Source organism: Pseudomonas sp. HLG18, assembly GCF_051903985.1.
Taxonomy (GTDB): Bacteria; Pseudomonadota; Gammaproteobacteria; order Pseudomonadales; family Pseudomonadaceae; genus Aquipseudomonas; species Aquipseudomonas fluorescens_BT.
In genome coordinates this window covers 2,567,659-2,594,462 of sequence record NZ_CP195831.1, presented here as the reverse complement: position 1 = coordinate 2,594,462, position 26,804 = coordinate 2,567,659, and the positions used below count along the sequence as shown (strand labels likewise).

28 protein-coding genes are annotated in these 26,804 nt (G+C 61.8%); 10 read left to right on the top strand and 18 right to left on the bottom strand.

Translation table 11 applies throughout. The features are described 5' to 3' along the window. Nucleotides 1-59: 59 nt before the first annotated feature. Complete coding sequence (locus ACSPX5_RS11865) at nucleotides 60-1,655, top strand: L,D-transpeptidase family protein (RefSeq protein ID WP_169430800.1); 1,596 nt, start codon at nucleotides 60-62, stop codon at nucleotides 1,653-1,655. Between the two features lie 3 nt (nucleotides 1,656-1,658). Here ACSPX5_RS11865 and ACSPX5_RS11860 read toward each other — a convergent pair whose 3' ends face one another. Next, on the bottom strand, nucleotides 1,659-2,174 hold the full coding sequence (locus ACSPX5_RS11860; RefSeq protein ID WP_439821761.1) for an HvfX family Cu-binding RiPP maturation protein: 516 nt from the start codon (nucleotides 2,172-2,174) through the stop codon (nucleotides 1,659-1,661). Between the two features lie 57 nt (nucleotides 2,175-2,231). Continuing rightward, the gene (locus tag ACSPX5_RS11855) at nucleotides 2,232-2,429 is read right to left on the bottom strand and encodes an HvfA family oxazolone/thioamide-modified RiPP metallophore (protein WP_207866453.1); all 198 of its coding nucleotides are present in this window, start codon (nucleotides 2,427-2,429) and stop codon (nucleotides 2,232-2,234) included. Nucleotides 2,430-2,669: 240 nt separating this feature from the next. Between ACSPX5_RS11855 and glsB the strand changes: the two genes are divergently transcribed. Together glsB and ACSPX5_RS11845 are read left to right on the top strand one after the other, a co-directional pair. Next, nucleotides 2,670-3,578 (top strand): glutaminase B, encoded by a 909-nt coding sequence (glsB, locus tag ACSPX5_RS11850; protein ID WP_085711458.1) that lies wholly within the window; start codon nucleotides 2,670-2,672, stop codon nucleotides 3,576-3,578. Between the two features lie 69 nt (nucleotides 3,579-3,647). Beyond that, nucleotides 3,648-5,150, top strand: coding sequence for an aldehyde dehydrogenase family protein (locus ACSPX5_RS11845; RefSeq protein ID WP_439821760.1), 1,503 nt, complete (start codon nucleotides 3,648-3,650; stop codon nucleotides 5,148-5,150). A 47-nt stretch (nucleotides 5,151-5,197) separates the two neighbouring features. Here the strand turns inward: ACSPX5_RS11845 and ACSPX5_RS11840 are convergent, their stop codons facing one another. The 4 genes from ACSPX5_RS11840 to cynS all read right to left on the bottom strand — a co-directional run bounded on the left by ACSPX5_RS11840 (nucleotide 5,198) and on the right by cynS (nucleotide 7,600). After that, nucleotides 5,198-5,971, bottom strand: a complete 774-nt coding sequence (locus ACSPX5_RS11840; protein ID WP_207866457.1) for an alpha/beta fold hydrolase — start codon at nucleotides 5,969-5,971, stop codon at nucleotides 5,198-5,200. Nucleotides 5,972-6,143: 172 nt separating this feature from the next. Further along, complete coding sequence (locus tag ACSPX5_RS11835) at nucleotides 6,144-6,803, bottom strand: carbonic anhydrase (protein ID WP_169430795.1); 660 nt, start codon at nucleotides 6,801-6,803, stop codon at nucleotides 6,144-6,146. 12 nt (nucleotides 6,804-6,815) lie between these two features. Further along, nucleotides 6,816-7,052 (bottom strand): DUF2790 domain-containing protein, encoded by a 237-nt coding sequence (locus ACSPX5_RS11830; protein WP_323160258.1) that lies wholly within the window; start codon nucleotides 7,050-7,052, stop codon nucleotides 6,816-6,818. 83 nt (nucleotides 7,053-7,135) lie between these two features. After that, nucleotides 7,136-7,600: a cyanase gene (gene cynS / locus ACSPX5_RS11825; protein ID WP_011334741.1), complete on the bottom strand. Its 465-nt coding sequence runs from the start codon at nucleotides 7,598-7,600 to the stop codon at nucleotides 7,136-7,138. Nucleotides 7,601-7,720: 120 nt separating this feature from the next. On the opposite strand from cynS, the gene cynR reads away from it, so the two are divergent. Continuing rightward, nucleotides 7,721-8,599 (top strand): transcriptional regulator CynR, encoded by an 879-nt coding sequence (cynR, locus tag ACSPX5_RS11820; protein ID WP_439821759.1) that lies wholly within the window; start codon nucleotides 7,721-7,723, stop codon nucleotides 8,597-8,599. 74 nt (nucleotides 8,600-8,673) lie between these two features. On the opposite strand, the gene ACSPX5_RS11815 is transcribed toward cynR, so the two are convergent. Next, nucleotides 8,674-9,003, bottom strand: a complete 330-nt coding sequence (locus ACSPX5_RS11815) for a hypothetical protein (protein WP_047293552.1) — start codon at nucleotides 9,001-9,003, stop codon at nucleotides 8,674-8,676. Nucleotides 9,004-9,130: 127 nt separating this feature from the next. Here ACSPX5_RS11815 and ACSPX5_RS11810 point away from each other — a divergent pair, with 127 nt between their 5' ends. Then, nucleotides 9,131-9,502 (top strand): hypothetical protein, encoded by a 372-nt coding sequence (locus ACSPX5_RS11810; protein ID WP_169428213.1) that lies wholly within the window; start codon nucleotides 9,131-9,133, stop codon nucleotides 9,500-9,502. 12 nt (nucleotides 9,503-9,514) lie between these two features. Here the strand turns inward: ACSPX5_RS11810 and ACSPX5_RS11805 are convergent, their stop codons facing one another. Both ACSPX5_RS11805 and ACSPX5_RS11800 read right to left on the bottom strand, forming a co-directional pair. Then, nucleotides 9,515-10,018 (bottom strand): GNAT family N-acetyltransferase, encoded by a 504-nt coding sequence (locus ACSPX5_RS11805; RefSeq protein WP_207866466.1) that lies wholly within the window; start codon nucleotides 10,016-10,018, stop codon nucleotides 9,515-9,517. Nucleotides 10,019-10,065: 47 nt separating this feature from the next. Continuing rightward, nucleotides 10,066-12,009: a DNA topoisomerase III gene (locus tag ACSPX5_RS11800; RefSeq protein ID WP_439821758.1), complete on the bottom strand. Its 1,944-nt coding sequence runs from the start codon at nucleotides 12,007-12,009 to the stop codon at nucleotides 10,066-10,068. 279 nt (nucleotides 12,010-12,288) lie between these two features. On the opposite strand from ACSPX5_RS11800, the gene ACSPX5_RS11795 reads away from it, so the two are divergent. Together ACSPX5_RS11795 and ACSPX5_RS11790 are read left to right on the top strand one after the other, a co-directional pair. Then, on the top strand, nucleotides 12,289-13,695 hold the full coding sequence (locus ACSPX5_RS11795; RefSeq protein ID WP_323160261.1) for a serralysin family metalloprotease: 1,407 nt from the start codon (nucleotides 12,289-12,291) through the stop codon (nucleotides 13,693-13,695). A gap of 138 nt (nucleotides 13,696-13,833) precedes the next feature. Then, nucleotides 13,834-14,202: a DUF427 domain-containing protein gene (locus ACSPX5_RS11790; RefSeq protein ID WP_085602857.1), complete on the top strand. Its 369-nt coding sequence runs from the start codon at nucleotides 13,834-13,836 to the stop codon at nucleotides 14,200-14,202. 49 nt (nucleotides 14,203-14,251) lie between these two features. Here the strand turns inward: ACSPX5_RS11790 and ACSPX5_RS11785 are convergent, their stop codons facing one another. Next, nucleotides 14,252-15,874: an MFS transporter gene (locus ACSPX5_RS11785; protein WP_439821757.1), complete on the bottom strand. Its 1,623-nt coding sequence runs from the start codon at nucleotides 15,872-15,874 to the stop codon at nucleotides 14,252-14,254. Between the two features lie 70 nt (nucleotides 15,875-15,944). Beyond that, complete coding sequence (locus ACSPX5_RS11780; RefSeq protein WP_439821756.1) at nucleotides 15,945-17,591, bottom strand: GMC family oxidoreductase; 1,647 nt, start codon at nucleotides 17,589-17,591, stop codon at nucleotides 15,945-15,947. A gap of 133 nt (nucleotides 17,592-17,724) precedes the next feature. Between ACSPX5_RS11780 and ACSPX5_RS11775 the strand changes: the two genes are divergently transcribed. Both ACSPX5_RS11775 and ACSPX5_RS11770 read left to right on the top strand, forming a co-directional pair. Continuing rightward, complete coding sequence (locus ACSPX5_RS11775) at nucleotides 17,725-18,612, top strand: LysR family transcriptional regulator (RefSeq protein WP_169430782.1); 888 nt, start codon at nucleotides 17,725-17,727, stop codon at nucleotides 18,610-18,612. Nucleotides 18,613-18,710: 98 nt separating this feature from the next. After that, nucleotides 18,711-19,973, top strand: a complete 1,263-nt coding sequence (locus ACSPX5_RS11770; protein ID WP_439821755.1) for an MFS transporter — start codon at nucleotides 18,711-18,713, stop codon at nucleotides 19,971-19,973. Nucleotides 19,974-20,004: 31 nt separating this feature from the next. Here the strand turns inward: ACSPX5_RS11770 and ACSPX5_RS11765 are convergent, their stop codons facing one another. From ACSPX5_RS11765 to ACSPX5_RS11735, 7 genes are read right to left on the bottom strand one after another with little or no spacing between them, the layout of a single operon-like run. Next, on the bottom strand, nucleotides 20,005-21,372 hold the full coding sequence (locus ACSPX5_RS11765; RefSeq protein ID WP_439821754.1) for an ATP-binding protein: 1,368 nt from the start codon (nucleotides 21,370-21,372) through the stop codon (nucleotides 20,005-20,007). Continuing rightward, a complete protein-coding gene (locus ACSPX5_RS11760) occupies nucleotides 21,369-22,031 on the bottom strand; it encodes a response regulator (RefSeq protein ID WP_439821753.1) in 663 nt (220 codons plus the stop codon). The genes ACSPX5_RS11765 and ACSPX5_RS11760 overlap by 4 nt, the downstream gene beginning before the upstream one ends. Before the next feature lie 11 nt (nucleotides 22,032-22,042). After that, nucleotides 22,043-22,324 (bottom strand): hypothetical protein, encoded by a 282-nt coding sequence (locus tag ACSPX5_RS11755; RefSeq protein ID WP_439822060.1) that lies wholly within the window; start codon nucleotides 22,322-22,324, stop codon nucleotides 22,043-22,045. Next, nucleotides 22,290-23,099: an SDR family oxidoreductase gene (locus ACSPX5_RS11750; RefSeq protein ID WP_207866486.1), complete on the bottom strand. Its 810-nt coding sequence runs from the start codon at nucleotides 23,097-23,099 to the stop codon at nucleotides 22,290-22,292. Before ACSPX5_RS11750 ends, ACSPX5_RS11755 begins: the two co-directional genes overlap by 35 nt. Next, a complete protein-coding gene (locus ACSPX5_RS11745) occupies nucleotides 23,086-23,760 on the bottom strand; it encodes a TenA family transcriptional regulator (protein WP_207866488.1) in 675 nt (224 codons plus the stop codon). Before ACSPX5_RS11745 ends, ACSPX5_RS11750 begins: the two co-directional genes overlap by 14 nt. Continuing rightward, nucleotides 23,757-25,238 (bottom strand): AMP-binding protein, encoded by a 1,482-nt coding sequence (locus tag ACSPX5_RS11740; RefSeq protein ID WP_207866490.1) that lies wholly within the window; start codon nucleotides 25,236-25,238, stop codon nucleotides 23,757-23,759. Before ACSPX5_RS11740 ends, ACSPX5_RS11745 begins: the two co-directional genes overlap by 4 nt. Then, complete coding sequence (locus ACSPX5_RS11735) at nucleotides 25,228-25,905, bottom strand: thermostable hemolysin (RefSeq protein ID WP_169430775.1); 678 nt, start codon at nucleotides 25,903-25,905, stop codon at nucleotides 25,228-25,230. Before ACSPX5_RS11735 ends, ACSPX5_RS11740 begins: the two co-directional genes overlap by 11 nt. A 208-nt stretch (nucleotides 25,906-26,113) precedes the next feature. On the opposite strand from ACSPX5_RS11735, the gene ACSPX5_RS11730 reads away from it, so the two are divergent. Next, nucleotides 26,114-26,668, top strand: a complete 555-nt coding sequence (locus ACSPX5_RS11730) for a cytochrome b (protein ID WP_207866492.1) — start codon at nucleotides 26,114-26,116, stop codon at nucleotides 26,666-26,668. Nucleotides 26,669-26,804: the final 136 nt, after the last annotated feature.

Genomic DNA, 26,804 nt, shown 5'->3' with positions numbered 1-26,804 from the left:
ACCGCACCTGATGTAAGGTTGACCGTCAATCAAGACGGCCATGGATTGGAGTAAAGCAGTTGTTCAAAAAGTACGCATGCTACTTGAGCATTTGTTTGCTCGCTGCGCCGTTTGTCGCTTGCGCCGAAGAGCCATTGCCGGCACTCCCGGCGCAAGTGCCCGTGGAGCCGCAAAGTCCGTTGCACGCCGTGCTGATCGGTCTGCCGCAGGCTTGCCCGGCGATTGCCGCCCGTCTCAGCGGCCCGGCCCTGGAGCAGTTGCAGTCCTTCTACCAGCAGCAGGACTGGATGCCGGTCTGGGCGGCGGCCGGGCAATTGCCGGCCTTGCACGCGCAATTGCAGCTGTTGGCCGACGATGGCCTCAATCCGAAACGCTATCCGGTCGCCGACACGGCCCCGCAGGATGGCGAGCTGTGCGCTGACATCGACATCAGCCGCAACTACCTGCAGGCCTTGCAGGACCTGCATTACGGTCGCCTTCTGCAGTCTCACTTCGAGCCGCTTTGGCATGCCGACGATACGCCCCGTGACCGACAGGCGGAGCTGCTCGCCATCGCCGTGCCAGGCATGCATGACGTTGCCGCCGCCTTCGATCTGGCCCGCCCGCGCCTGGCGCAATACCAGAATCTGCGCCACCTCTACGCCGCGCAACGCCTGCAGGCCTTGCCGCACTGGCAATCGGTGGGCAACGGGCCGCTGCTGCGCCCGGACATGGAAGACAAACGCGTGCCGGAACTTGCCAGGCGGCTGTACAGCGAAGGTTATTTGAGCCATGTGGTCGGCACGCCGGACAACGCTTATCACGGTGTTTTGGTGGAGGCCGTGAAAAGCTTCCAGGCCAGCCATTCGTTGCAGGCCGACGGCGTGGTCGGGCCGGGAACGATTGCCGAAATGAACATCAGCCCACTGACTCGCCGCGAACAGCTGCGGGTCAACCTTGAGCGTTTCCGCTGGCTGGCCCAGGACATGGAGCCCGACGGCCTGCTGGTCAACGTTGCCGCTGCCGAACTGACCCTGTATCAGGGCGGCCTGCCGGTGTGGCAGACCCGCACCCAGGTCGGTCGCGCCGAACGCCAGACACCGTTGCTCAAATCCCGGGTCACTCGCTTGACGCTGAACCCGACCTGGACCGTGCCGCCGACCATCTGGAAGGAGGACAAGCTGCCGGAGATCCGCAAGGACCAGACCTTCCTCAGCCGTCAGAACCTGCAAGTGCTCGACGCCAACGGCCAGCCACTGGCTGCTGCCGACATCGACTGGGACAACCCCGGCAATATCCTTTTGCGCCAGGACGCCGGGCCGCGCAACCCGCTGGGGCAAATGGTCATCCGTTTCCCCAACCCGTTCTCGGTGTACCTGCACGACACACCGAGCAAGGCGCTGTTCGACAAGGGGCCACGGGCGTTCAGTTCCGGTTGTGTGCGGGTCGAGCATCCGATGAAACTGCGCGACTTCCTGCTCAGCCCGGCGGAAAGGGCCCGCACCGACACCTTGCTCGCCACCGGCACCACCCATGAGTTTCGCCTGAGCAATCCGGTGCCGATCCTCATGACTTACTGGACGGCGCAGGTCGACGGGCAGGGCCGGCTGGTGTACGCGCCGGACATCTACAGCCGTGACAGCGCATTGCTGGCGGGGCTCGACCGGGCGCCTTGATCTTCAGTGGCTGGCGCGTTTCCAGAAACACTGCGCCAGCCACGCATCCACGCTCAACTTGCCGGCCCCGGCGAACACCAGCGGCACCAGTGCGGCCAGGTAGATCGCCGGCAGCTTGAAGTTGCCGAAGCCTTTGTTGGTGATCGCGTAGCCTTGGGCCAGTTCGCTCAAGGACGACCAGTCTGCCGGCCAGTGCACCGCAGCGGTGGCGACGACCGTCACCACGATCAGCGAAATCGCCGAGAGCCGCGTACCCAGCCCGATCAGGATCGCCAGGGCGCAGATCAGCTCGGCCCACATCGACAGCTCCCAGTTCAGCGTGGCCGGCATACGATCGAAGGGAAACGGGAACCGCTCCTGAATGTCTTCGAACCAGTTCTGGCCGTTGAATTTCTCCAGGCCCGATTCGAAAAACTCCCAGGCGATAAACAGGCGCAGGGTCAGCGGCGCCAGCCATTGGCCTGCGCGATCAAGATTCAGGTGCAGGCCTTTGACGACGGTCGAGAGAGCAGTGGTCATGGGATGGCTCCGTTCAATCAAGGGAAAACGGGGCACCGACGTGCCCCGTGAAGAGGGTTATTCGCCGGCACCGCACTTGCCTTCGCCGCACTTGCCTTCCGAGGTTTTTTCCGGGGTGTCGGCCTGGGCCTGGCTGTAGCCGTGATCCAGTTGCTTGACGCTGAAGGCCTCGGAAGCCGAAGCCGCGTTGGACAGGGCCAGGCCGCCAGCCAACAGCAGGCCGAGCGTCAAAGAAGTTTTCGAGAGCTTGGTCATGGTGAATCTCCGATAAAAATGTGAGTTCAAAGGCTTGATCGGGGCTGCCGATCGACAGGTTCATTTGAGCGTCGGGCTGTATCGGGGATGTGTCGCCAGCGGGGGGATTTGTGCTCGTGGTGTGTCCGTAGCCATGCCGTATACAGTGCGATACACGAACGCGGTGTGATTCGGCCGGCGGGCGCAGCGTCTAGCCACCGTGTCCCCGCAATCCCATGGGGCGAGACTTCGAGACCCGGCATGCAAGCGCTGTTGAACGAGATCCTTGACGCTGTCCGGCCCCTGATCGGGCAGGGCAAGGTGGCTGACTACATTCCCGCCCTCGGCACCGTGCCGCCGGACCAATTGGGCATCGCCGTGTATGGCAACGACGGCGAAATGTATTGCGCCGGCGATGCCGAGACGTTGTTCTCGGTGCAGAGTATTTCCAAGGTGTTCAGCCTGGTTCAGGCCATCGAACACTCCGGCGAGGCAATCTGGGAACGCCTGGGTCACGAGCCGTCCGGCCAGCCGTTCAACTCGCTGGTGCAGCTGGAGTTCGAGCGCGGGCGCCCGCGCAATCCGTTCATCAATGCCGGAGCACTGGTGATCTGCGACATCAACCAGTCGCGCTTTGCCGCCCCGGCGTTGTCGATGCGTGATTTCGTGCGTCGGTTGTCGGGCAATCCGCAGGTGATGGTCGATGGCAAGGTCGCCGATTCCGAATACCAGCACCGCGCACGCAACGCGGCGATGGCCTACCTGATGCAATCCTTCGGCAACTTCCACAACGACGTCGAAGCGGTGCTGCGCAGCTACTTCAGCCACTGCGCGTTGCGCATGAGCTGCATCGACCTGGCCCGGGCGTTCTGCTTCCTGGCCAACGACGGCTATTGCAAGCACAGCGGCGAACAGATCCTGACTCGCCGCCAGACCCAGCAAGTCAACTCGATCATGGCCACCAGCGGTCTGTACGACGAAGCCGGCAACTTCGCCTACCGCGTTGGCCTGCCGGGCAAGAGCGGTGTCGGCGGTGGCATCGTCGCGGTGGTGCCGGGGCAGTTCACGGTGTGCGTGTGGTCGCCGGAACTCAATGCGGCGGGCAACTCGCTGGCGGGCATGGCGGCGCTGGAAATGCTCAGTTCGCGGATCGGCTGGTCGGTGTTCTGAGCCTGTGTTGCTTTGAGGGAGGCCAACCTATACATTTTCCGGCCGCCCTCAATATGGTGAATCCGCTCCATGTCTCTCGCGCTCGAACGTCTCGTCGCTGGCACGCCTATCCCTTTCGCCGGTAACCGCGTCACCGTGGTCAGCCCCGAACTGGCCGAGCGTTTCCGACCCGGCGACCACCTGTTGGTGGAGCAGGTGAGCGGCGAGCTGTTGCTGATTCCGGTGGCGGATCAGCAGGCCGCATCGGTGGCGATCGAGCGTGCAGCGGCGGCGTTTACCGCGTTGTCCGCTGTGTCGGATGAGGCCATCAGCCGCTTCTTCGATCTGTTCGCCCAACGCCTGGAAAACCCGGACGCCTGGGCACTCATCGAAACCGCCAACCTCGCCGACATCGAACGGGCCAAGGCTCGCGGTCGTTCGACTACCCGTTTGCTCGCCGACGAGCGCATGCGCCGCGACATGATTGCCGGCCTGCGTGCCTGGCGTGACGCGCCTGCCACCCGTGGCAAGGTGATCAGCAGCGTCGAACATGACGGCTGGAAGGTCGAGCAGGTGGTGTCGCCGCTGGGCATCGTTGCGTTCGTGTTCGAAGGTCGGCCGAACGTCTTCGCCGACGCCGCTGGTGTATTGCGCACCGGCAACACAGCCGTACTGCGCATTGGCAGCGATGCATTGGGCACCGCACAAGCCATCGTCACCCATGCCCTGAACCCGGCACTGGCCGATGCCGGTCTGCCGGCGGGGGCGGTGTCGCTGGTGGAGAGCGTCAACCACGCCGCCGGTTGGGCGATGTTCGCCGACCGGCGTCTGTCGCTGGCCGTGGCCCGTGGTTCGGGCCGTGCGGTCAGCCAGTTGGGCAGCATTGCCCAGCAGGCCGGCACCGCTGTCAGCCTGCACGGCACCGGTGGCGCGTGGCTGATTGCCGATCGTGATGCCGACGCCAAACGCTTCGCCGCCGTGGTACGCAACTCGCTGGATCGCAAGGTTTGCAACACCTTGAACGTCTGCCTGATCCAGCGCGATCGCGCCGCTGAACTGGTGCCGTTGTTCCTCGACGCCTTGCAACAGGCCGGTGCTGCGCGCGGTCAGGGCTGCAAATTGCACATCGTCGAAGGCAGCGAAAGCTACCTGCCGAGCGACTGGCAGAACGCGACGGTCGAGGTCTATCGCGCCGAGGGTTACCAGACCGAAGCCCTGGCCGAGCCGCTGCCGGAAGCGCAACTGGGCCGCGAGTGGGAATGGGAAGAAACCCCGGAAACCAGCCTGATGATCGTCGACGATCTGGACCAGGCCATCGCACTGTTCAACCGCTACAGCCCGCAGTTCACCGTATCGTTGATCAGCGAAGACGCGGCGGTTCAGGAGCGTTTTTACAGCGCGGTCAACGCGCCGTTCGTGGGCAATGGCATCACCCGTTGGGTCGATGGTCAATATGCGCTGAACAAGCCGGAGCTGGGGCTTTCGAACTGGGAAAGCGGTCGCCTGTTTGCTCGCAGCGCGATTCTCTCGGGTGACGGTGTGTTCACCGTCCGCAGCCGCATGACCCAGGTCGATCTGGGTGTAAAACGCTAAAACAAAAACGCCGCGCCTGTCGCAATGACAGGCGCGGCGTCTTCTTGTCACTTGGCGGTGGCGGCGGATTCGATCAGGCTGGCCACGGCTTTCGGATTCGACACCATCACCACGTGGGACGCACCCTTGACCACAAGGGTCTTTTTGGCGTGCGCCCGTTCGGCCATGAACGCCATGGCTTGCGGCGGGATGTTCTTGTCCTTGTCGCCATACACGAACCATGACGGAATCGTCTTCCACGCTGGCTCACTGGCGGCTTCGTTGAGCGCCGCCTCGGTAACGGGGCGCTGAGTCGCGGCCATCAGTTTCGCGTCGGCGTTCGGTACGTCGGCGGCAAACTGGTCGTGGAACTTGTCCTGCTGGATGTACAGATCCTTGCCGCCGTCCTTCAACGCAACGGGCGGCGCCAGAGTCGGGCCGAGGGTGCTTCCGGGGAATTTTCCGGCCAGCCCGGCGACGGTTTCACCCGCTTCGGGCGCCAGCGCTGCCACATACACCAGTGCCTTGACGTTGGCGTTGCCGTACGCGGCTTCACTGATCACCGGCCCACCATAAGAATGGCCGACCAGCACCACCGGCGATTTGATGCCGGCCAGCACGTCGGCGACCGATTGCGCATCACCCTTGAGCGTACGCAGCGGGTTGGCCGCCGCGATTACCGGATAACCGTCCTTTTCCAGAATCTTCACCACACCGTTCCAACTGCTGGAATCGGCAAAGGCACCGTGCACCAGCACCACGGTGGGTTTCTCGGCGGCCATCGCCGAGGTGGCACCGGCCATGGCGGCGGTAAGGGCCAGTCCTGCAAACAGCTTGTTCATCGAGTGTTCCTTGTGTCGGGAGGAGGGGATGCAGCGTTCGGGCTTATTCAAGGCGTTCGCTGTATCGGGGATGTGTCCGCCTCCCGGTTCGGGTGCATGGAACTGTGTCTGGCGGGGTGCTGGCTACACGCTGATACAAAGCAAACGCCCCGACAGGTGCGGGGCGTTCGGTTCAGGCGGCATCGACCGTTTGGCCATGCACTGCGCACGTCGACGGCTGTTCGGCCAGCGAGACGAAGGTGCGACGGTCGGCTGTGAGGGCATCGATGGAACCGGTCTCGATGTCGTAGACCCAGCCGTGCAGGTTCAGCAAGCCTTTCTCCTGGGCCAGACGCACACTCGGGTGGGTCTGGATGTTCGCCAGTTGGGCGATCACGTTCTCGCGCACCATCGAACTCAGCTTGGCCGCGTCATTGGCGTGTGGCCGTGATTCGTTGACCACTTTCGCCGACTCGGCATGTTGCAACCAACCGCTGACGGCGGGCAGGTGATCCATGCATTTGCACTGGGCGATGGCGGTCATGGCGCCGCAATCGGAGTGACCGCAGATCACGATGTCGGTCACGCCGAGCACGGCTACCGCGTATTCCACCGTCGCCGAAACCCCGCCCGGATGCGGGCTGTAGGACGGCACGATATTGCCGGCGTTGCGGATCACGAACAGCTCGCCGGGTTCTTGTTGCGTCAGTAGTTCGGGCACTACACGGCTGTCGGAGCAAGTGATGAACAAGGTGCCCGGGGTTTGGGTAGTCGCCAGGTGTTTGAACAGTTCAGTGCGTTGCGGGAACGCTTCGTTCTGGAACTTCAGAAAGCCTTCGATCAGGTTTTTCATGGGGCAGTCCTCTCAGTTCGAGCAGCCGGTGCCGAACTCGCTGTATTGAAGAATGTGTTTTGCGCCGTGACTGTCGAGGTAAGTCATCTCGACCGGCACTACACCGCAGACGTCGGCGACCGGGGTGATGCTCACGACTTCAGCGATATCCAGAGACATGCCGTAGTGATAGGCGACGGCCTCTTCATCAGCCTGGGCCTGGGCGGCAAGGCCGGCGAGCAGGGCCAGGGTCAACAGAATTTTTTGCATGGGGCAGCCTCCAGGCAGGTGGGGTGACGACTTGGCGAATCAGGTTTGGATGAGCCCGCACGCGAGGTGCGGGCCCGGAGGGATCAGAACGGACGCAGCGGGAGGAACTTGCCGTCGAGGGTGACCACGGCGCGGGAACCGCCTTCAGGATCTTCGACTTTCTTGATGTCGAGCTTGAAATTGATCGCGCTGATGATGCCGTCACCGAATTGCTCGTGAACCAGTGCCTTCAGGGTGGTGCCGTAGATCTGGATCATCTCGTGGAAGCGGTAGATGGTCGGGTCGGTCGGCACACCGTCGAGGCTGCCGCGCAGCGGGATGATTTGCAGGGCGGCGACGTCTTCGGCGCTCAGCTCAAGCTTGTCGCCGACCACTTCGGCAGCGGCTTTCGGCAGTGGATGCTGGCCGAGGAGGGCGGCGGTGACGTAGGCCAGGCTCAGGCCGGTGCCGTCGGCCAGATCCTGCCACGACAGGTTTTTCTGAGCCTTGGCATCCAGGGCGCGGGTGGTCAGGGCGATGCGGCTGTCGTTGTAGGCTTGGGATTGCATGGTGCTTCTCCTTTCGGGGTTGGCTTGCTGTGTGGGATTCATCTTCTGCTGATTGATCCATAGCGTCCAAGACCGATATACAATGCAAAGCATAAGCACTGCCTATAGATGGAGCGTCCCATGCTGTTGCGACATTTGCGATACCTGCTGGCCGTGGCCGATCACGGTGGCTTCACCCGGGCGGCCGAGGCGCTGCATGTGTCGCAGCCGACCTTGTCGCAACAGATCCGCCAGTTGGAAGAAAGCCTCGGTGTGGATTTGTTTGATCGCACCTCGCGTTCGGTCAAACCCACCGACGCCGGTCAGGCCTACATAGAATGTGCGCGGCGGGTGCTGGTGGAGCTGGAGGCGGGCAAACGCGCGTTGCATGACGTGAAGGATCTGTCCCGAGGCTCGTTGCGCCTGGCCATGACCCCGACCTTCATGGCGTATCTGGTCGGCCCATTGGTGCGAGACTACGTGGCGCGTTATCCGGGGATTCACCTGGAGATTTTCGAGCTTTCGATGGATGACATCGAGGCCGGGCTGGCGGATGACTCGCTGGACATCGCGATTGCCTTCACTCCGGTGCGCAACCCGGACATTGAATGCATTCCGGCGTTTGTCGAGACGCTGGGAGTGATGGTCGGGCGTGGGCATCCGTTGTATGACAGCGCTGCAGTGCTGACGCCGGATGACATTGCGCAACTGGATTTCGCCTTGCTGGCACCGGACTTCATCACGCGGTTGTCGATTGACGAGTATTTCCGTCAGCATGGGATTGCGCCCACGGTGCAGATCGAAGTGAATTCGGTGAGCACGTTGCTGGAGGTGATCCGGCATGCGCCGATTGCGACCATGTTGCCGGAGGCGATTGCGACCGAGGATCGAGCGTTGCGTCGGTTACGTGTGGAGAGTGAGGCGCCGCAGCGGGGAGCGGCGTTGTTGCGGCGCCAGAACAACTATCACAGTGCGGCATCTGTGGCGTTCATGGAGATGGTGCTGGAAAGCCGTTCATGAACAGGGTTTGCGATCAATAAAAAAGGGCCTGCTCCTTATCGGAAGCAGGCCCTTTTGTTTATTGAAAGTTCAACTTAGCAGAACCGATCAATCACCCGAACTTCGTTCTTGTTCTGCATCGAGTCCCACGCCTGTTTCAGCGTTTGCAGAACATTACCGATGAAGTCCTTGTCGGCCGCGGCTTTCTTGCCGACGTAGCCGTGGCCGCGGCGGTACATCTTCAGGCGGGCCAGCAGGTTCTGGTTGTTCCGGTCGAACTCTTCTTCACCAGCATGGGGCGACAGGCAGTCGATATGCACCTGACCCGACTTGCTGATCCACAGAATATGGCTGTCATGGCTGTCTTTTTGTGCAGCGAACATACGAGCCAGTTCTTCGATAGTAGGTTGATTGTTCAGATTCATGATATTGCCCCTTGACCAGTCTGGTGATCTTTCAAAGTTGATTCGCTAATACAGGTAGCCCATCGGTTAGTTGATCCCTGGCACCGAAACCAGGACGTCAGCGGTCGCCCGTGTGAAGTACGGGGTCATGCGTCTGTTGCATGTAGTCGTGTTGAATAACTGCTACGCAATAGCGTCACAACGAGGAGAAGCAGCGAAAACCGGGAGGCTCCTTGACGACGTTTTCAGGGTCGACCACAAGCGTCTTGAGAATTTTCGCCAGCGCTTCTCGTCCTTGTACTGGACGTTCAGGCCAGGTCAGCTTCTTCAATCTGCCTTGTGGGCAGCGTGTATCCGGAAAAAACAGCTCGGCGGTCAGACGAGCTTGCTCAAGCGTGTTGCCAGTGCTCCCGATCGGGGAGACGTCTGCATCATGCAAAAGCCAAACGACGCCGTCAACGGTTTTGTAGTGATTATTTTTAGTCACTACATATTGTCGGACAAAGTCATTCTGGAATGAAAAAGGGGGGCTTCAGGCAGCGGGAGAAAGGCTTCGCAGGCCGTAGAAGGTGCAGGGGTAGCCATCCACGGTTTTGGTCTGGCGGGTAAAGTCGCCGCCGCTCAGCTCGGGGATGAGTCGGGCCCAGAACCGCTGCGCAGGCAGGTTGGCGTCGACATGGAAAATCTGCCATCGACCGGGCAGGTGGCTCAAGAGGGCAGAGGCGACAAACTGCGCGACACCTTGGCCACGCCAGCGTCGGCTGACGAAGAAGTAGCCGATGTTGTAGTCGGCGCCTTCGATGAGGAGGTGGTCGTCCACGGTCACGAACCCCGCCAGCTCATCGTCGACGTGGATCAGGAATGGCCGGGTCGCCGGTTGACGCCAGTAATCGTCTTTCAACTGGATCGGGAAAAAACCATGCCCGCCCAACTTCAACGGCACCCACTCGCTGAAGTCATAGGTGTAGAACTGCATCAGGTTTTCGAGTGTTTCCAGTTCGTCGCGCCGGGCGACGCGCAGTTCGATGACAGACATGCCGCAGGCTCCTGACAATCACTGCAGAAACAGTAGCGCGCAACGAGCTATCTGGCAGCCGGTTTTGCCGTACGTTTGCCGGTACCCGTGGTTTTTCGCCGGGTGGTCTTGCGCTTGTTCTTCCACGGTGCTGCGGACTTGCCGGCAGGCGGCGGGCCGCTGATGGTCAGGCTCAACCCGGCACAACGGGTCACTTGCTTGCTCATCCACGCCGCCTGTTTGGTGACGAACTCTTCCAGACTCATCTCGCCACTCTGCACCATGTCCAGCGCCTGTTCCCAGATTGCCGTGGTGCCGGGGTCGGCAATCGCGCGCGGCACGGCGTCGATCAGGCTGAACGCGGCGGGCGTGGCGGACAATTCCTTGCCGTTCTTCACCAGATAACCGCGATCCAGCAGGCCTTGAATGATCGAGGCGCGGGTGGCTTCGGTGCCGATGCCGGTGGTGTCCTTGAGTTTCTGCTTGAGCAGCGGATCTTCCACCAGTTTGGCGACGTTCTTCATCGCCTTGATCAGGTCGCCTTCGGTGTAGGGTTTGGGCGGTTGCGTCCAAAGGTCCTTGAGCTTCACGTCCGCCACGGCGCATTCGGCACCTTGGGTCAGTGTCGGTAGCGTTTGTGGCGCGGGGGCTTCACGGCCCTTGGCCGGGGCCAGCGCTTCGGGCAATGCGCGTTTCCAGCCCGGTTCGATGATTTGCTTGCCGACGGCGCGCAAGGCCTCCCCGGCGCAATCGAAATCGGCCTGGGTGCGGTCGTATTCATGATTGGGCAGAAACTGCGCCAGATACCGCGCGCGAATCAGCGTGTAGACCGCGCGGTGCTTGCCGGTCAGGCGCTCCAGATTTTTCGCGGCAGCGGTGGGGATGATGCCGTGGTGAGCGCTGACCTTGGCGTCGTTCCAGGCGCGGGAGCGGCGCTGTGGCTCCAGATGGTCACGCAACGCTTCGAGGCCCGGATCGGCCTGACGCAACGCCGTGAGAATCCCCGGTGCCTCGCTGTGCTGGCTCAGGGGCAGGTAACCGCAATCGCTGCGCGGGTAGGTGATGACTTTGTAGGTTTCGTAGAGGGCCTGGGCGATGTCGAGGGTTTCCTGGGCGCCGAGGCCGAGCTTCTTCGAGCAGACCTCCTGCAAGGTGCCCAGATCGAAGGGCAGGGGCGCTACTTCGCGCATGCGCTCGGTGCGCAGCTTGACCACCCGGGCGCTGGCGGCGCTGCCGATTGCGGCGGCCGCTTGCTGGGCGAGTGCCTGATTGAGGCAGCGGTCCTGATCATCGCAGGCATCGTTCGGGGCGCGCCATTGGGCGGTGAACGATGTGCCGTTGTGCAGCAGTTGCACATCGATGGCCCAGTACGCGACCGGCACGAAATCGGCGATGCTGCGGTCGCGATCCACCACCAGCCGCAACGTCGGCGTCTGCACCCGGCCTACCGGCAGCACGCCTTGATAACCGGACTGCCGGCCGAGCAGGGTGAACAGGCGACTCATGTTCATCCCGATCAGCCAGTCCGCCCGTGAGCGGCCCAGTGCCGAGTGATACAGGCTGAAGGTTTCGGCGCCCGGCTTGAGCGCCGCCAACGCCTTGCGAATCGAGGCTTCGTCCAGCGCCGACAGCCACAAGCGGCGGATCGGCCCGCGATAGCGACAATGCTCCACCAGTTCCCGGGCGATCATCTCGCCTTCGCGGTCGGCGTCGGTGGCGATGATCAGTTCGCTGGCCTCGCCCAGCAGGCGCTTGACGGCCTTGTACTGGCTGGCGGTACGCGGCTTGACGGTCATTTTCCACTTGTCCGGGATGATCGGCAGGTCCGCCAGCACCCAGCGCTTGTATTTGGCGTCGTAGGCGTCCGGCGGCGCGGTTTCCAGCAGGTGGCCGATGCACCAGGTCACCGTGACGTCCGTTCCCAGCCAGCAGCCGTCGCCTCGGCGCTTTGCGCCCAGCACGGCCGCAATATCCTTGGCCTGGGAAGGTTTTTCACAGAGGTACAGCCGCATAACCACCGTCGTCGATCATTGCCCGAAGAGGCGCACAGAATGGCCTGAGTCGGGCGCCGGGGCAACTTTTATCTGTATGGATATACAGATAAAAGAGTTGCCGGTGATGACAGGCGTCGCCGGGGCAATCGGGGACGCTATCGAGAAATTGAATGGCGTTCACGCCCGGCACTGTGTCAGGTTCGAGTCGCCTCAAAAGGGCGAGTGACAGGACGATCTCGCCAGAAGATCGCCGTTTTACTGTCTGACACTGACTCTTCAGCAACAAGGACGTACACCATGTCTCAACCTTCCTCCCAGGCCAGCAGCGCCTTCACTGCTGTCGACACCTTCAGCCACCTGTATGACCGTGGCACCGGGACCGTCAACGGCAAACCGTCGTTCACCGCCGACCAGGCCGCTGCCGAAATCCTGCGCAAGGGCATGTCCTGGCAAGACAAGAACGCCGACGGCAAGATTGATCTGACTTACACCTTCCTGACCGACAAACCGTCGAACTACAACCCGAAACTCGGCAACTTCAGCGAGTTCAGTGCCCAGCAGAAAGCCCAGGCTGTGCTGTCGATGCAGTCGTGGTCGGATGTCGCCAAAGTCACCTTCACCGAGGGCAAGGGCGGTGACGGTCACATGACCTTCGGCAACTACGACGTCAGCACCGGCGGCGCAGCGTTCGCCTACCTGCCGCAGGGCAGCAGCTACGACGGTCAATCGTGGTATCTGATCAACGATCAATATCAGGTCAACAAGACCCCGGACACCAACAACTACGGGCGTCAGACCCTGACCCACGAAATCGGCCACACCCTCGGCCTGTCGCACCCGGGCGCCTACAACGCCGGCAACGGCAACCCGACCTACGGTGACGCCAAATACGCCGAAGACACCCGTGGCTACAGCCTGATGAGCTACTGGAGCGAGGCCAACACCGACCAGAACTTCAGCAAGGACGGCAGCGGCGCCTACGCTTCGGCACCGTTGATGGACGACATCGTCGCGGTGCAGAAACTCTACGGTGCCAACCTCGAAACCCGTGCCGACAACACTGTGTACGGCTTCAATTCCAACGCCGATCGCGACTTCTACAGCGCCACGTCGAACACTTCGAAAGTGGTGTTCTCGGTGTGGGATGGCGGTGGTAACGACACCCTGGATTTCTCCGGCTTCAGCCAGAACCAGAAGATCAACCTCAATGAAGGTTCGTTCTCTGACGTCGGCGGTCTGGTGGGCAACGTGTCCATCGCTCACGGCGTGACCGTGGAAAACGCCATTGGCGGTTCGGGCAATGATTTGCTGATCGGCAACGCGGCGGCCAACGACCTGATCGGTGGCGCCGGCAACGACATCATTTACGGCGGTGGCGGCGGTGATTCGCTGTGGGGTGGTGAAGGCGCGGACACCTTCGTGTTCGGCGCGGCCAGCGATTCGACCATGACCGCGCCGGACTGGATCATGGATTTCACCAGCGGCCTGGACAAGATCGACCTGTCGGGCATCGCCGGGTTCGCCACCGGCGCAGCCACGCTGAACTTCGTCAGCGGCTTCACCGGCCACGCGGGCGACGCGATCCTCACTTACTTCACAGAGACCAACCAGACCAGCCTGATGATCGACCTGACAGGCCAGGGTTCGGTGGATTTCGCCGTGGGTGTGGTGGGGCAGGCCGTGGCGACCGATATCGTCGCCTGATCTGAAAACGAAAAAACCGCAGCCTTCGCGGGCTGCGTTTTTTTAAGAGCGCAAAGGCCGTTCGGCTGCGAACCCGACGAGATCCCCCCGCATGGGTTATACCTGAACCGGTGCCTTCGCCGCAGTCAGGAGAAACCGATGAAAACCTCCGGTCCCAGCCCCGTCATCACCATCGCCGAGCAGCCTGGCTGCCTCCTTGTGAAATTCCACGGCATACAAGTCGCCGCCTCGGCCCGAGCGCTGGTGCTGCTGGAAGCCAATTACCCACCGGTCTACTACATCCCCCGCGAAGACATCGACGAGAAGTACTTCGCCCGCACCGACCACACCACCTACTGCCCGTACAAGGGCGACGCCAACTATTTCAGTCTGCAAGTGCCGGGGCATGAGGGGGCGAACGCGGTGTGGACGTACGAACATCCGAAGATTTCGGTCAGCCAGATCAAGGACTACGTGGCGTTCTATCCCGATCAGGTGAAGTTTGAATTGCTGGAGGCGGAGGTTTGAGATCCAGCAGGGTGGCGAGGGCATTGCGCCCCCGCCACACGTCGATCAATCAGTTCTTGTCCAGATCGATATTCTTGGTCTCACGCAGGCAGATCATCCCCACCACCAGGCTCACCCCGGTAATCAGCACCGGATACCACAGCCCGTAGAAAATATCCCCGGTGTACACCACCAGCGCAAACGACACGGTTGGCAGGAAACCACCGAACCAGCCGTTGCCAATGTGGTACGGCAGGGACATCGAGGTGTAGCGGATGCGGGTCGGGAACAATTCGACCATCAGCGCCGCGAGCGGGCCGTAGCACATGGCGGAGATGATGATCAGGCCGACGATCAGGGCCACGATCATCGGTTTGTTGATCTGCTGCATGTCGGCCTGTTGCGGGTAGCCGGCGAGGGTGATCGCGCCGCGCAGGGCGGCCTCGTCGAAGCCGTCGAGTTTCACATCGCCGACGCTCACTTGCACCGCGCTGCCCGCCGGGGCGGCGACGCTGGAGTAGGGCAGACCTTGCTTGACCAGGAAGGTCTTGACCTTGTCGCACGGGCTGTCGAATTTGGCCTTGCCTACCGGGTCGAACTGGAAGGTGCAGGTGGCAGGGTCAGCCACCACGGTGATTGGCGCCTGTTGGCTGGCCTGATCGATCGCCGGGTTGGCGTAGTGGGCCAGGGATTTGAAGATCGGGAAGTACAGCGCCGTGGCTAACAACAGGCCGAGCATCAACACCGGTTTGCGCCCGACCTTGTCCGACAGCCAACCGAAAATGATGAAGAATGGCGCGCCGATCACCACACTGATGATCAGCAAGCTGTTGGCCACCGCCGGGTCCATTTTCAGGAACTGGGTGAGGAAGAACAGCACGTAGAACTGCGCGGCGTAGAAGGTCACCGCTTGCCCGGCGTTGATGCTGAACAGGGCGATCAGCACGACTTTGAGGTTTTCCCATTTGCCGAAGGATTCGCGGATCGGCGCCTTGCTGGCCTTGCCTTCCTCTTTCATCTTCAGATAGGCCGGCGACTCGTGCAGGCTCAGGCGAATCCAGGTGGAAATGCCCAGCAGCACGATCGACAGCAGGAACGGAATACGCCAACCCCAGACTTCGAACTGATCACCGGTGAAGTAGCGGCAACCGAGCACCACCAGCAGCGACAGCAGCAGGCCTAGGGTCGCGGTGGATTGAATCCAGCTGGTGTGGAACCCGCGCTTGCCGATCGGCGCGTGTTCCGCGACGTAAGTCGCGGCGCCGCCGTACTCGCCGCCCAGGGCCAGGCCCTGAAGCATGCGCAGCACCACCAGAATGATCGGTGCGGCGATGCCAATGCTGGCGTAGGTCGGCAGCAGGCCCACCGCGAACGTCGCCACGCCCATCAGGATGATGGTCGCGAGGAAGGTGTATTTGCGCCCGATCATGTCCCCCAACCGACCGAACACCAGCGCCCCGAACGGCCGCACGATGAAGCCTGCGGCAAACGCCATCAGCGCGAAGATGAACGCCGTGGTGTCGTTGACCCCGGCGAAGAACTGCTTGCTGATCACCGCCGCCAGGGCGCCGTAGAGAAAGAAGTCATACCACTCGAACACCGTCCCCAGGGACGAGGCGAAGATGACCTTTCGGGTATCGGGGCTGGCGTCCGCGCTGCGCACGGCGTCCAGCGGCTGAACGTGTTCTGACATATCGGTATCCCTCACAGTGATTGTTTTTGTTGTTTCCACTGGTGTTGCGTGTCCGGGTGAAGCGCGATGTCTACAGGGTGTGAGCCATTTCGGTTTTCGGTGTGATGTTCCTGGTCTCGGGGTTGAGAATCAGCTGTGCCGCTTTTTCAGCAATCATCAGCGTAGGCGAACAGGTGTTGCCGGAGGTAATGCGCGGCATGATCGACGCATCGGCAATCCGCAGGCCCGGCACGCCGTGCACCCTCAATTGCGCATCGACCACCGCATCTGCGTCGTTGCCCATGCGACAGGTGCCGACCGGGTGGAAAATCGTCGTGCCGATCTTCGCCGCTGCTTCGTGCAGTTGTTCTTCGGTCTGCAGGCTGGCGCCGGGCAGGTACTCCACCGGGTTGAAGGCTTGCAGGGCCGGGGCGCTGACGATGCGGCGGGTCAGGCGGATTGCATCGGCGGCGACGCGCAGGTCTTCGGGATGGCTGAGGTAATTGGGCTGAATCAGCGGTGCTGTTTGCGGATCGGCGGAGCGGATCTCGACCCGGCCACGGCTCTGCGGACGTAAATCACACACTGAAGCGGTGAACGCGGGGAAGCTGTGCAGCGGCTCGCCAAAACGCTCCAGCGACAGCGGCTGCACGTGGTATTCGAGATTGGCCGAGGTCTGTTCCGGCCCCGAGCGGGCAAACGCGCCCAGCTGACTTGGCGCCATCGACAATGGCCCGCTGCGGTCATACAGATAGCGCAGGCCCATGCCCATCTTGCCCCACACACTGCCGGCGATCTGGTTGAGGGTGCGGGCGTTTTCCAGTTGGTAGATCAGGCGCAGTTGCAGGTGATCCTGCAGGTTGCCGCCAACCCCCGGCAATTCATGCACCACGCCGATCCCGAGTTTTTCCAAAAGCGGACGCGGCCCGATCCCGGAGCGTTGCAGAATGCCTGGCGAGCCCACGGAGCCTGCGCACAACACGATCTCTTTGCGCGCCTTGAAGCGCTTTTCCTGACCCTGCCAACGTGCGCTGATCTTTGCGGCGCGGCCATCCTCGAACAGCACCCGATCAACCTCGACGTCGGTCAACACCGTAAGATTGGCGCGATCTCGAATCGGCTTCAGAAACGCCTTCGCCGCATTCCAGCGGACCCCGGCCTTCTGATTGACCTGAAAGTAGCCGCAACCCTCGTTGTCGCCCTGATTGAAGTCATCGATGCTGGCGATACCGCTCTGCTCGGCAGCGCTGCGAAAGGCGTCGAGAATCGGCCAGGACAGGCGCTGGCGTTCGACCCGCCATTCACCCTTGTCGCCATGAAAGTCCGCCGCGCCGGCAAAGTGGTTTTCGCTCTGTTTGAACAGCGGCAGCACATCGTTCCAGGCCCAGCCCGGATTGCCCTCGGCAGCCCAGCCGTCATAGTCGTTGGCCTGGCCGCGCATGTAGATCATGCCGTTGATCGACGAGCAGCCGCCCAGCACCTTGCCGCGCGGATAACTCAGCGCGCGGCCATTGAGGCCCGGTTGTTCTTCGGTCTTGAAGCACCAGTCGGTGCGGGGGTTGCCGATGCAGAACAGGTAACCCACGGGTATGTGAATCCACGGATAGTTGTCACGCCCGCCGGCCTCCAGCAGCAACACACGCTGCTGCGGATCCGCCGACAGCCGATTGGCCAGCAAACACCCGGCCGGCCCGGCGCCGACAACGATGTAATCGAATTCATCGAGGGAAGTCTGCATTCCCTGACCTCGCTTATTGTTTTTGTTATCAGTCATCCTAGTTGTTAGCTTTCGTCAAAAGAATGTTAGTTTTTGCGCAGCCGCTGTGCGTTTTCAAACAGCACTTTCTGACGATAGCCGACAAGGACAAGCCATGTTCGACTGGAACGACCTGCGGTTCTTTCTTGAGTTGCAGCGCAGTGGCCGACTGCTTACCGCTGCCCGCCGCCTGAACACCACTCACGCCACCGTCGCTCGGCACATCGAGGCCATCGAAAAAAGCCTCGGCACCGCGCTGTTCGTCCAGCACGCCCAAGGCTACGAAATGACCCCGGCGGGGGAGGCGCTGCTCAAGCACGCCGAAGCCATGGAAAATGTCGCGCTGCTGGCTCAGGAAGAAATCACCCAGTCCACGGCACCACTGGGCAAGATTCGCGTCGGCGTGACGGAAGGGCTGGGCATCATGTTCCTGGCCAGCCGCATGATCGGATTGTTCGAGCGCTATCCGGGGCTGGAAGTGGAGCTGGTGGCAGTGCCGCGTTTCGTCAGCATTCTCAATCGCGAGGCGGAAATCAGCATTCACCTGGAGCGCCCGGCGGCGGACATGCTGGTCACCCGCAAACTCACCGATTATCGGCTCGCGCTCTATGCCAGCCGTGCTTACCTCGACCATGCGCCGCCACTGCGTACCCGCGAAGATCTTGGCCAACATGCCTGGATCGGTTACGTGGATGATCTGCTGTTCAGTCAGGAGCTGATGTTTCTCAACAGCTTCTGCCGCAATCCGCGTGTGGTGTTTCGCAGCACCAGCGTAATTGCCCAGCAGCAGGCGGCGCGTTCGGGGCTGGGGATTGCGGTGCTGCCTTGCTATATGGCGGCGTCGGACCCGGATCTGGTGCCGCTGTTGCCGGATGAGAGCATCGAGCGCAGTTACTGGATCAGCACGCGGCGCGAGCTGCACAAGTCGGTGCGGTTGCGAGTGGTCTGGGATTACGTGGTGGGGTTGTGCGAAGGCGAGCGCGAGTTGTTGATGGGCCAGTAAAGACGGCTGTTTCATGCAACTAAAACGCTTGGCAAAAGGTCATTCGATTTGCGGAGGTTGAGTCATTTCGCAGAACCTCGACAACGAAGAAGTTACCCGTGGCTACTCACCTCGATCACCGCAACAACCTGTCCCTCGACAGCCTGAATTTCTTCCTCGCCGATGTACGCGACGGGCTCGGTCCCTATCTGGCGATTTACTTGCTGGCGGTTCACCACTGGGAGCCGGCGAGTATCGGGCTGGTCATGACGATTGCCGGGATCGCCGCGCTCATCACGCAAACCCCGGCGGGTGCGCTGGTCGACAGCACACGCTTCAAACGGGCGCTGATCGCGATGGCCGCGCTGGTGGTCACCGCAAGCTGTCTGCTGTTGCCGTTCGTGACGTCGTTTACCCTGGTGGCCGTGACGCAAGCCATCAGTGCCGTTGCCGCTTCGATCTTCGCGCCGGCCATCTGCGCGATCACCCTCGGCATTACCGGACCTCGCGCGTTTACGCGCAGAACCGGGCGCAACGAAACCTTCAACCACGCCGGCAACGCCTGCGCGGCGCTGTTGGCCGGTTTGTCCGCGTATCTGTTCGGCCCGGTCGCGGTGTTTTATTTGATGGCGGTCATGGCGCTGGCCAGCGTGATTGCCGTTTCGTTCGTATCGGCAGAGGCCATTGATCACGATCTCGCCCGAGGTCTTGCACCGAGCGGGTCGGGGCAGAGCAAGCAGCCTTCGGGCTTTTCCGTATTGCTGACCAACCGACCGTTGCTGATGTTTGCGATTTGCTGCGCGCTGTTTCATCTGGCAAACGCGGCGATGTTGCCGCTGGTGAGTCAGAAACTGGCGCAGGCCAATCTGCAGATGGCCACGCCACTTACGTCCGCCTGCATCGTCGCGGCGCAGTTGGTGATGGTGCCGGTCGCGCTGCTGGTGGGAGCAAAGGCCGATCTGTGGGGACGCAAGCCCTTGCTGTTGGCGGGGTTTCTGATCCTGCCGTTGCGCGGCGTGTTGTATGTGCTGTCGAACGATCCGTGGTGGCTGGTTTCGGTGCAGTTGCTCGATGGCATCGGCGCGGGGATTTTCGGCGCGCTGTTTCCGGTGGTGGTGAAAGACCTGACGCTGGGGACCGGGCACTTCAATGTCAGCCTCGGGGCGATCTCGACGGTGTTCGGTCTGGGCGCGGCATTGAGCAACAGCCTGGCGGGGATTGTGGTTCAGGAGGCGGGGTACAGTGCTGCGTTTCTGACATTGGCCGCCGTTGCGGCGGTGGCGCTCATGTTGCTGTGGGTGACGCTGCCGGAAACCTTGCAGCGCTCCCGAATGGAATCCGCCGAGTCAGACGCTGCCGCACGGCCAATCGTGTCATCTTGAGTTCTCTTCTGAACGGCAAACCGCGCAATGCTCAGCCGACCGGAATCGACAACGTCGCCCGTAACCCGCCCTCTGCCCGGTTGGCCAGCGTGACGCGCCCGTGCAAGCGCGTTGCGATGGTGTTGACGATGGCCAATCCCAGTCCTGCCCCCTGTGGATTGCCCCGACTGTAAAAGCGCTCGAACAACCGGGGCCTGTCCGCTTCATCAATGCCTGGCCCCTGATCCTCGACACTCAGGTGATAGAAGCCGTCTGCCTGATGAAGAAACACTGAAATCACGCCATGCTCGGGTGAAAAATTGGCGGCATTGGTGATCAGGTTGTTCAGCGCGATGTCGATGACGGCCGCATCGGCGTGAACGTTGAAAGGGTGGTCGCTGGCATCGAATGCCACTTCCAGATGCCGGCTCAGCAGCCACGGCGTAAGTTGCACCAGCGTGTTGCGCACGGTTTCGCCGAGGTCGATTAGTGGGCGAACGGGCTTGTCGGCCGTGGGTTCCAGGCGGGCCATGGTCAGCAACTGGTTGACCAGACGGCTGGTACGGTCCACGCCTGCGATCAGGAACTCCAGCGATTCGCGCCGTTCCTGTTCGGTGCCGGCTTCCTGCAGGTTTTGCGCATGCAAACGCAACACGGCCAGCGGCGTGCGCATTTCATGAGCGGCATCGGCAATGAAGCGACGTTCGCGCCCCAGTACTTCCTGAATCTGCGCAAGCATGCGATTGAGCGCCGCCTGCATGGGTTCCAGCTCGCTGGGCAACGGTGTCAGTTGCAAGGGTTCAAGGGAACCACTGTGCCGGGCACGAAGGGTCGCCGCCATATTGGCCAGGGGCTTGAGCCCCCAGCCGATGGCGAGCCAGACCATCGCCGCGAGGATCAGGCTGCCGACCACGTTCGGCCATAGCGTGTGACGGACGATGCGGTCGACCAGGTCGGCACGGACATCACTGCGTTCGCCGGCCCAGATACGGAAACCGTTCTGCGGGTCTTCGAGGATGAAGGCTCGCCACTGGCGCTGGTCCAGGTCCACCACATCGCTGAAGCCGGGCTGGGACGGCGGCGTGGTGAACGTCGGTGCGCTGACGGTGTGTACCAATACCTCGCCCCTGGCATTCCACACCTGAAAGGCGAGCTTTCGCTCATAGGGATGGCCGTCGCCCCGAGGGACCCCTTCAGCCAGCGCAGCGTTAAAGGCGCGGTACAGGTCCGCGTGTTCGTGCCCCGTCAGAGGCATGCGCATGACGCCCTGCAGCAGACGCGCGTTCTGCGCCAGTTGCGCGTCGTAGACTTCGGCGATTTCATGGTTGCTGTCGTGCAGGTTGAACACACTGAGTACCAACAGGCCGGCAAGCAGCAGGCCGGTTATCAGGGTCAGGGTACGGCGACGGATCGAGGTCATTGACGATCCTCCACCAGATACCCCACACCACGGATGGTACGGATCAGCTCGGTGGAGAATTTTTTCCGCAGGTGGTGAATGTGCACTTCCAGGGTGTTGCTTTCGGCTTCTTCGTTCCAGCCATAGAGCAGTCGCGTCAAGTGATCGCGGGTCAGGACCCGTCCCGGCGGCGACAACAATTCATGCAGCAGTTGATACTCCTTGGGCGTCAGCACCACCGGTTCGCCCAGATAGCTGACTTGCTGGGTACCGGGGTTGAGGCTGATGCCGGCATGCTCGATCAGCATCTGTGCGCGGCCGGCGCTGCGCCGCAGCAAGGCGCGAAGGCGTGCCTTGAGCTCAGCCAGATCAAAGGGTTTGACCAGGTAATCGTCGGCACCGGCGTCGAGACCGGCGATGCGATCCTCGGTGGCATCTCGAGCCGTGAGGATCAGCACCGGCAGGTTGGCGCCGCTGGCCCGGACCCGGCGCAGTACATCGAGGCCGTCCATGCGTGGCAGGCCAAGATCCAGCACCGCCAGGTCAAAGGTTTCGCTGAGCAAGGCGTGCAGGGCGCTGCTGCCATCCTTAAGCCAGTCGACGGTATAACCTTCGCGCCCCAGCGCCTGGTGAATGCCCTCACCGAGCGCTACGTCATCCTCGATCAGTAATAAACGCACACGGACTCCTGTCATTCGAGTTTCTTGTTCACGTCCACCAGCAACGCGTCGATTTCTTCGTGGTGCCCGCTATCGGCACTTTCCCGGCCAGCGTGGGGAGCGGCCTGCCGGGCCTTGAGCAGCGTCGCCCTGGCTTCAGCGTAGCGTTTTTGACGGTAGAGATGATCGCCCCGCGAGCACAGGTTGTCGCGGCTGATCGACGGCGTCCAGTGCCCGGAGCGTGCGAGGCACCCGGCAACACAGGTGCGAAGAGTGGTTTCATGGCTTTGGCGTCTCGTTGTCGATTTTTTCACTCAAGCGACGAATCAATGGCAACTGCTTGCGCAGACCGCGATCCACCAGATTGGGCAGCAGGTTGTTCAGGCGCACGAAAAAACGCTCGGGCCAGCCCAGATAGAGGTCGCGTCGATCACCGGCAATCGCATGCACCACTGCCGTGGCCACGGCTTGCGGGTCGTCGACGCTGGCGTTGAGCGCATCGTTCAGTGCCTGGGCTGCGGGACTGTTCATCGATGTGCGGGTGGCTCGGGGAGCGACGTACAACACGCCGACATGGGTGTCAGCCAGCTCGCGGCGCAAGGCTTCGGAAAACCCGCGCAAGGCGAACTTGGTTGCGCAGTAGCTGGCATAGCCGGGGTAGCCGATCGAACCATAAGTCGAACCGACATTGACCACCATTGCGCTGTCAGCCTGCTTGAGTAGCGGCAGCAACAGTCTGGTCAGGCAGATCGGCGCACTGATGTTCACCGCCAGCATCGCGTTGATTTCGCTGTCGTCGAGCTGTTCGAGCATGGCGAAGTGATTGATCCCGGCCGCGTTGATCAGCAGGTTGAGGCCGCCAATCGCCTCGGCGGCGGCCAGCACCTTGCGCCGGTCGCTCAGAAATGTCAGATCGGCGGCGACCCAGCACAGGTTCTGCGGATAACGCTCGAGCAAGGGCTGCAAACGTGCCTGATGCCGGGCGACTGCCAGTACCTGCGCGCCGGCTGCGCAAAGGGCGTCGGCGATGGCGAGGCCGATGCCGCCGCTGGCACCGGTCAGGACCACCCGGGCTTCATGCAACTGCATGATGGGCCTCCGCATCGCGGGGCAGGCCACGGAACATATCGGAGTAGAGCCGGTAGACGACTTTTGAGGCGTGGATCACCGCGGCCTGGTCGGCGGGATCCTGCAACTGATTCATCAGGTGCCGATAGGTTTGCATGTGCTCGATGTCGAGTGCGCCGTGAGAATTGAGGTAACTGAAAGCGGTTTCCGGCAGCCCCAGTTGCTCGCGGATACTGCCCGCCGCATGGGTGGCCAGGGCAATGCTGGTGCCTTCCAGTACATTGACCATACCGAACAGACCCACCGGGTTGCCCCGGGCGATCAGGTCGTAAAGGAAGCTGACCATCAATTCGATCGGCAGTGACGGCTGCCCGCCGCGCACGGCCTCGCGGTCGCCGCCACAGGCTTCGATATCGTCCAGCACCCATTGCTCATGTCCATATTCGTCCTCGATGTATTCGCACACCGCCTTGCGCAGCCATTCAAGGTGCGTCGGCAGGCGAGCACCGCACGCCATCATCAGCGGTACGGTGTGGCGTACGTGGTAGTAGGCCTGGGCAAGAAATGCCCGGTAACTCTCAAGGCTGACCTTGCCCTGCAGGGCATCTTGGATGATCGGCAGGTTGAACAGCGCATGACGCTCCTCGTGCGTGGCTTCTTGCAGGGTGTCGAAAAAACTCATGATGCGGACTCCTGGGATTTGGCGAATTCAGTCAGTTGCGCCTGATACATCGAAACGATGGCGTCGCGGCGCGGGCGGCCATTGGCGGTGAGCAGACCGTTGGACGCGGTGAACGGGTGCGTCAGGCGTGTCCAGTGGTGCACCTGGGCATAGTCGGGCAAGGCCTCGTTGGCGGCGGCGACATCGGCCGCCAGTTGCGCATCGGTACACGCCGGGCTGTGTGGCCAGAGCAGGGCGTGGTTATGGGGCATGGCTTCGCCGTAGACGAAGGCCTGGGCGATGTGACGGCGTTGGGTCAGTTCCGACTCGACCCATTCCGGGTTGACGTTACGCCCGAAACTGGTGACGAACTGATGCTTCTTGCGACCCTTGAGATAGAGAAAACCTTCCGGATCGAATTCACCCAGATCGCCGCTCGGCCACCACTGCTCGGTGCAGGCCGGCTCACCGAGATAACCGAGCAGGGTCGACCCCTTGATCAGTACCTCTGCGTCTTCGGCCAGGCGCACCTCCACATGGGGAAGAGGGCGGCCAACGCTTCCCGGACGGCACGCCCCGGGACGATTGAGACAGACCACCGAGGCGCACTCGGACAATCCGTAACCCTCGTACACGGGCAGGCCCACTCGTTGGGCACGCTGCAACAGATCTGCGGAAACCCGCGCACCACCGACCGCAGCAAAACGCAGGGATTGCGGATCGAAGGCTTTCTGTTCGGCGGCACTGACCAACAGGAACAACAGTTGCGGCACCAGAATCAGGCTTTCGGGCGCCCGACTGGCCAGACAGTCAAGCAGGCGCGGCACGTCGACACTGCTGGCCCCCTGGATGCCCAGGGTCTTCTGGCTTGGCACACTCAGTGTAGCGCCGGCATACAACGCGGCGTAACAACCGAGGTTTTCCAACAGAATCGCCAGCGGCAACAACGCCAGGTGATGGCGCGGTGCAGTGGGTTTGCTGGCCTGATCGAGTTCGCGTGCCACCCGAAGCAGGCTGTCTGCGCTCAGGCATACGCCTTTCGGGGTGCCGGTGGTGCCGGAGGTGAATGTCAGTTTGGCGGTGCCTGGGAGCAACCCACTGGGTCCACTGAAGCGGCGGTGCCAGAACTCGCCGTGTTGTTCATACCCTGCGGCGCGTAACTCTCGCTCCAGCTCCGGTCCCGCGATCACCCATTGCGCCTTGCTCTGCTCCAGGCAATGGGCGCGTTGAGCCGGGCTGAAAAACGGTGGCAGAGTCACGCACGTCAAACCTTCGAACAGCACCGCCAGATCCCAGAGCATTGCCTGGACCCCGTTTTCCAATGCCAGTGCAATGACCGTCACGTGTTCATCGCGCAGACGTTGCTGGCGATACATCACTTCGCTGTACAGCGTCGTGTAATCGAGCTTCAGGTTGTCGCCCCACAGCGCGATAGTGTTGTCGTTGCGCCGGGCATGGCTGCGCAGGGTTTCCTGGAATTGTTGCCGTTCAAGCGACATGGCAGGCTCCTTCCAGCGAGGTCTGCAGGCCAAGCCGGGTAAAAAGGCCGATATTGCGCAAATGAAAGAAGCCGGCGCGGATATTACCGACATGCACCCAAGGCTTGCTTTCGTAATAACTGCCCCAGTGTTGACGCTCGTCACCCAGGCGTTCCGGATCCGCGGCGCACAATGTCACGGGTTTGAGGCCCAGACGATGGAAGCTGTTGACTAGCCCGACATTGCCGGTGAAGGTCACCCATTCCAGGCCACCCATGGCCAGCAGATAGGTGATGGCGATGATGCTCAAGCGCGCGCTGCCGGCATCGCTGGAGGCGAGGTTGCCGACTTCGACAATGTCACGGCGCTCCACCGGTTTACCGGCAGCGGCACTGATCAAAGGCTCGATAGGCTCGTCCAGGTAACGCTCCAGAAACAGCGGTTCAAGATGGGCGCGGCGTACCCCGGCCACCGCGCACAACTCGCCATCGCCGGTGTGAACACCGAACAGCTCGGGCATGAAGTGCCGGATGTCGGCGCCATGTGCCTTGCGGAATCGATGCTGGATGAAGGCTTCGAACGTCTCGCGCAGCGCATCGTCCGGCAAGGCGGCGGTCAACGTCATCGGCGGTGTTTCGGCCTGGCCGAAGTGCAGGGGCAGGGGAATATTCCAGACGGGATCGGGCATGGGCTGAACGCCTCCCTCATTAGGTTCGAGGGAAGTATCCAGACCATTTCTTAACGAAGTCTGAAGGTGAAAAAAAGTTTACGGGCAGTCTATCTTCAGACTGCCTTAAGGCTGGGCAGGCAGGGTGGCACCGTCGGTTTGCCCGGCAACAAGATCGAGACTGTCGAACGAATCGACCGTCGCCCACGACAATCACGAGGCGCTTCTTATGACCCGCGACAACGCCGTAACCCGTTATGGAAAACTTTCAATCACGCTTCACTGGCTGATGCTGGCGCTGTTCGTCGGCGTGTATGCGTGTGTTGAAATCAAAGGTTTCATGCCCAAGGGCAGTGAAGCCCGAGGTCTGCTGATGGGCCTGCATGGCGCATTTGGCGCGGGTATCTTCGCCCTGGTATGGGTTCGCCTGCTCGGCCGCCTGACGCCGCGCCCGCCGATCACCCCCAAGCCGCCAGCCTGGCAGACGGGCATATCGCACCTGATGCACCTGGCATTGTACGTGCTTATGATCGCCACTCCGGTACTGGCCTGGCTGATGCTCGCCGCTGCCGACAAACCGTTTCCGTACTTTGGCTTCCATCTTCCAGCCCCGGTGGCTATCGACCCGGACTTTGCCAAACGCCTCAAATACTGGCATGAACTGCTGGGCAGCACCGGCTACTGGCTGATCGGTCTGCATGCGGCGGCGGGGCTTTTTCACCACTATTGGGTGCGGGATAACACCTTGGTGCGGATGTTGCCGGGGCGCAGCAATTCGCAGTAGGCCTGTTCGAATCGACTCCTGGAAGGTCGCCATCCTGGCGCCTGTCCGCCGCATGTCCGTGCAGGTAGTGATGTCGGGGGCATTGGTGGTGAAGCAGGCATTGGAGAGCGTGGAGCCGAAGGGGCAGAGGCCGTTC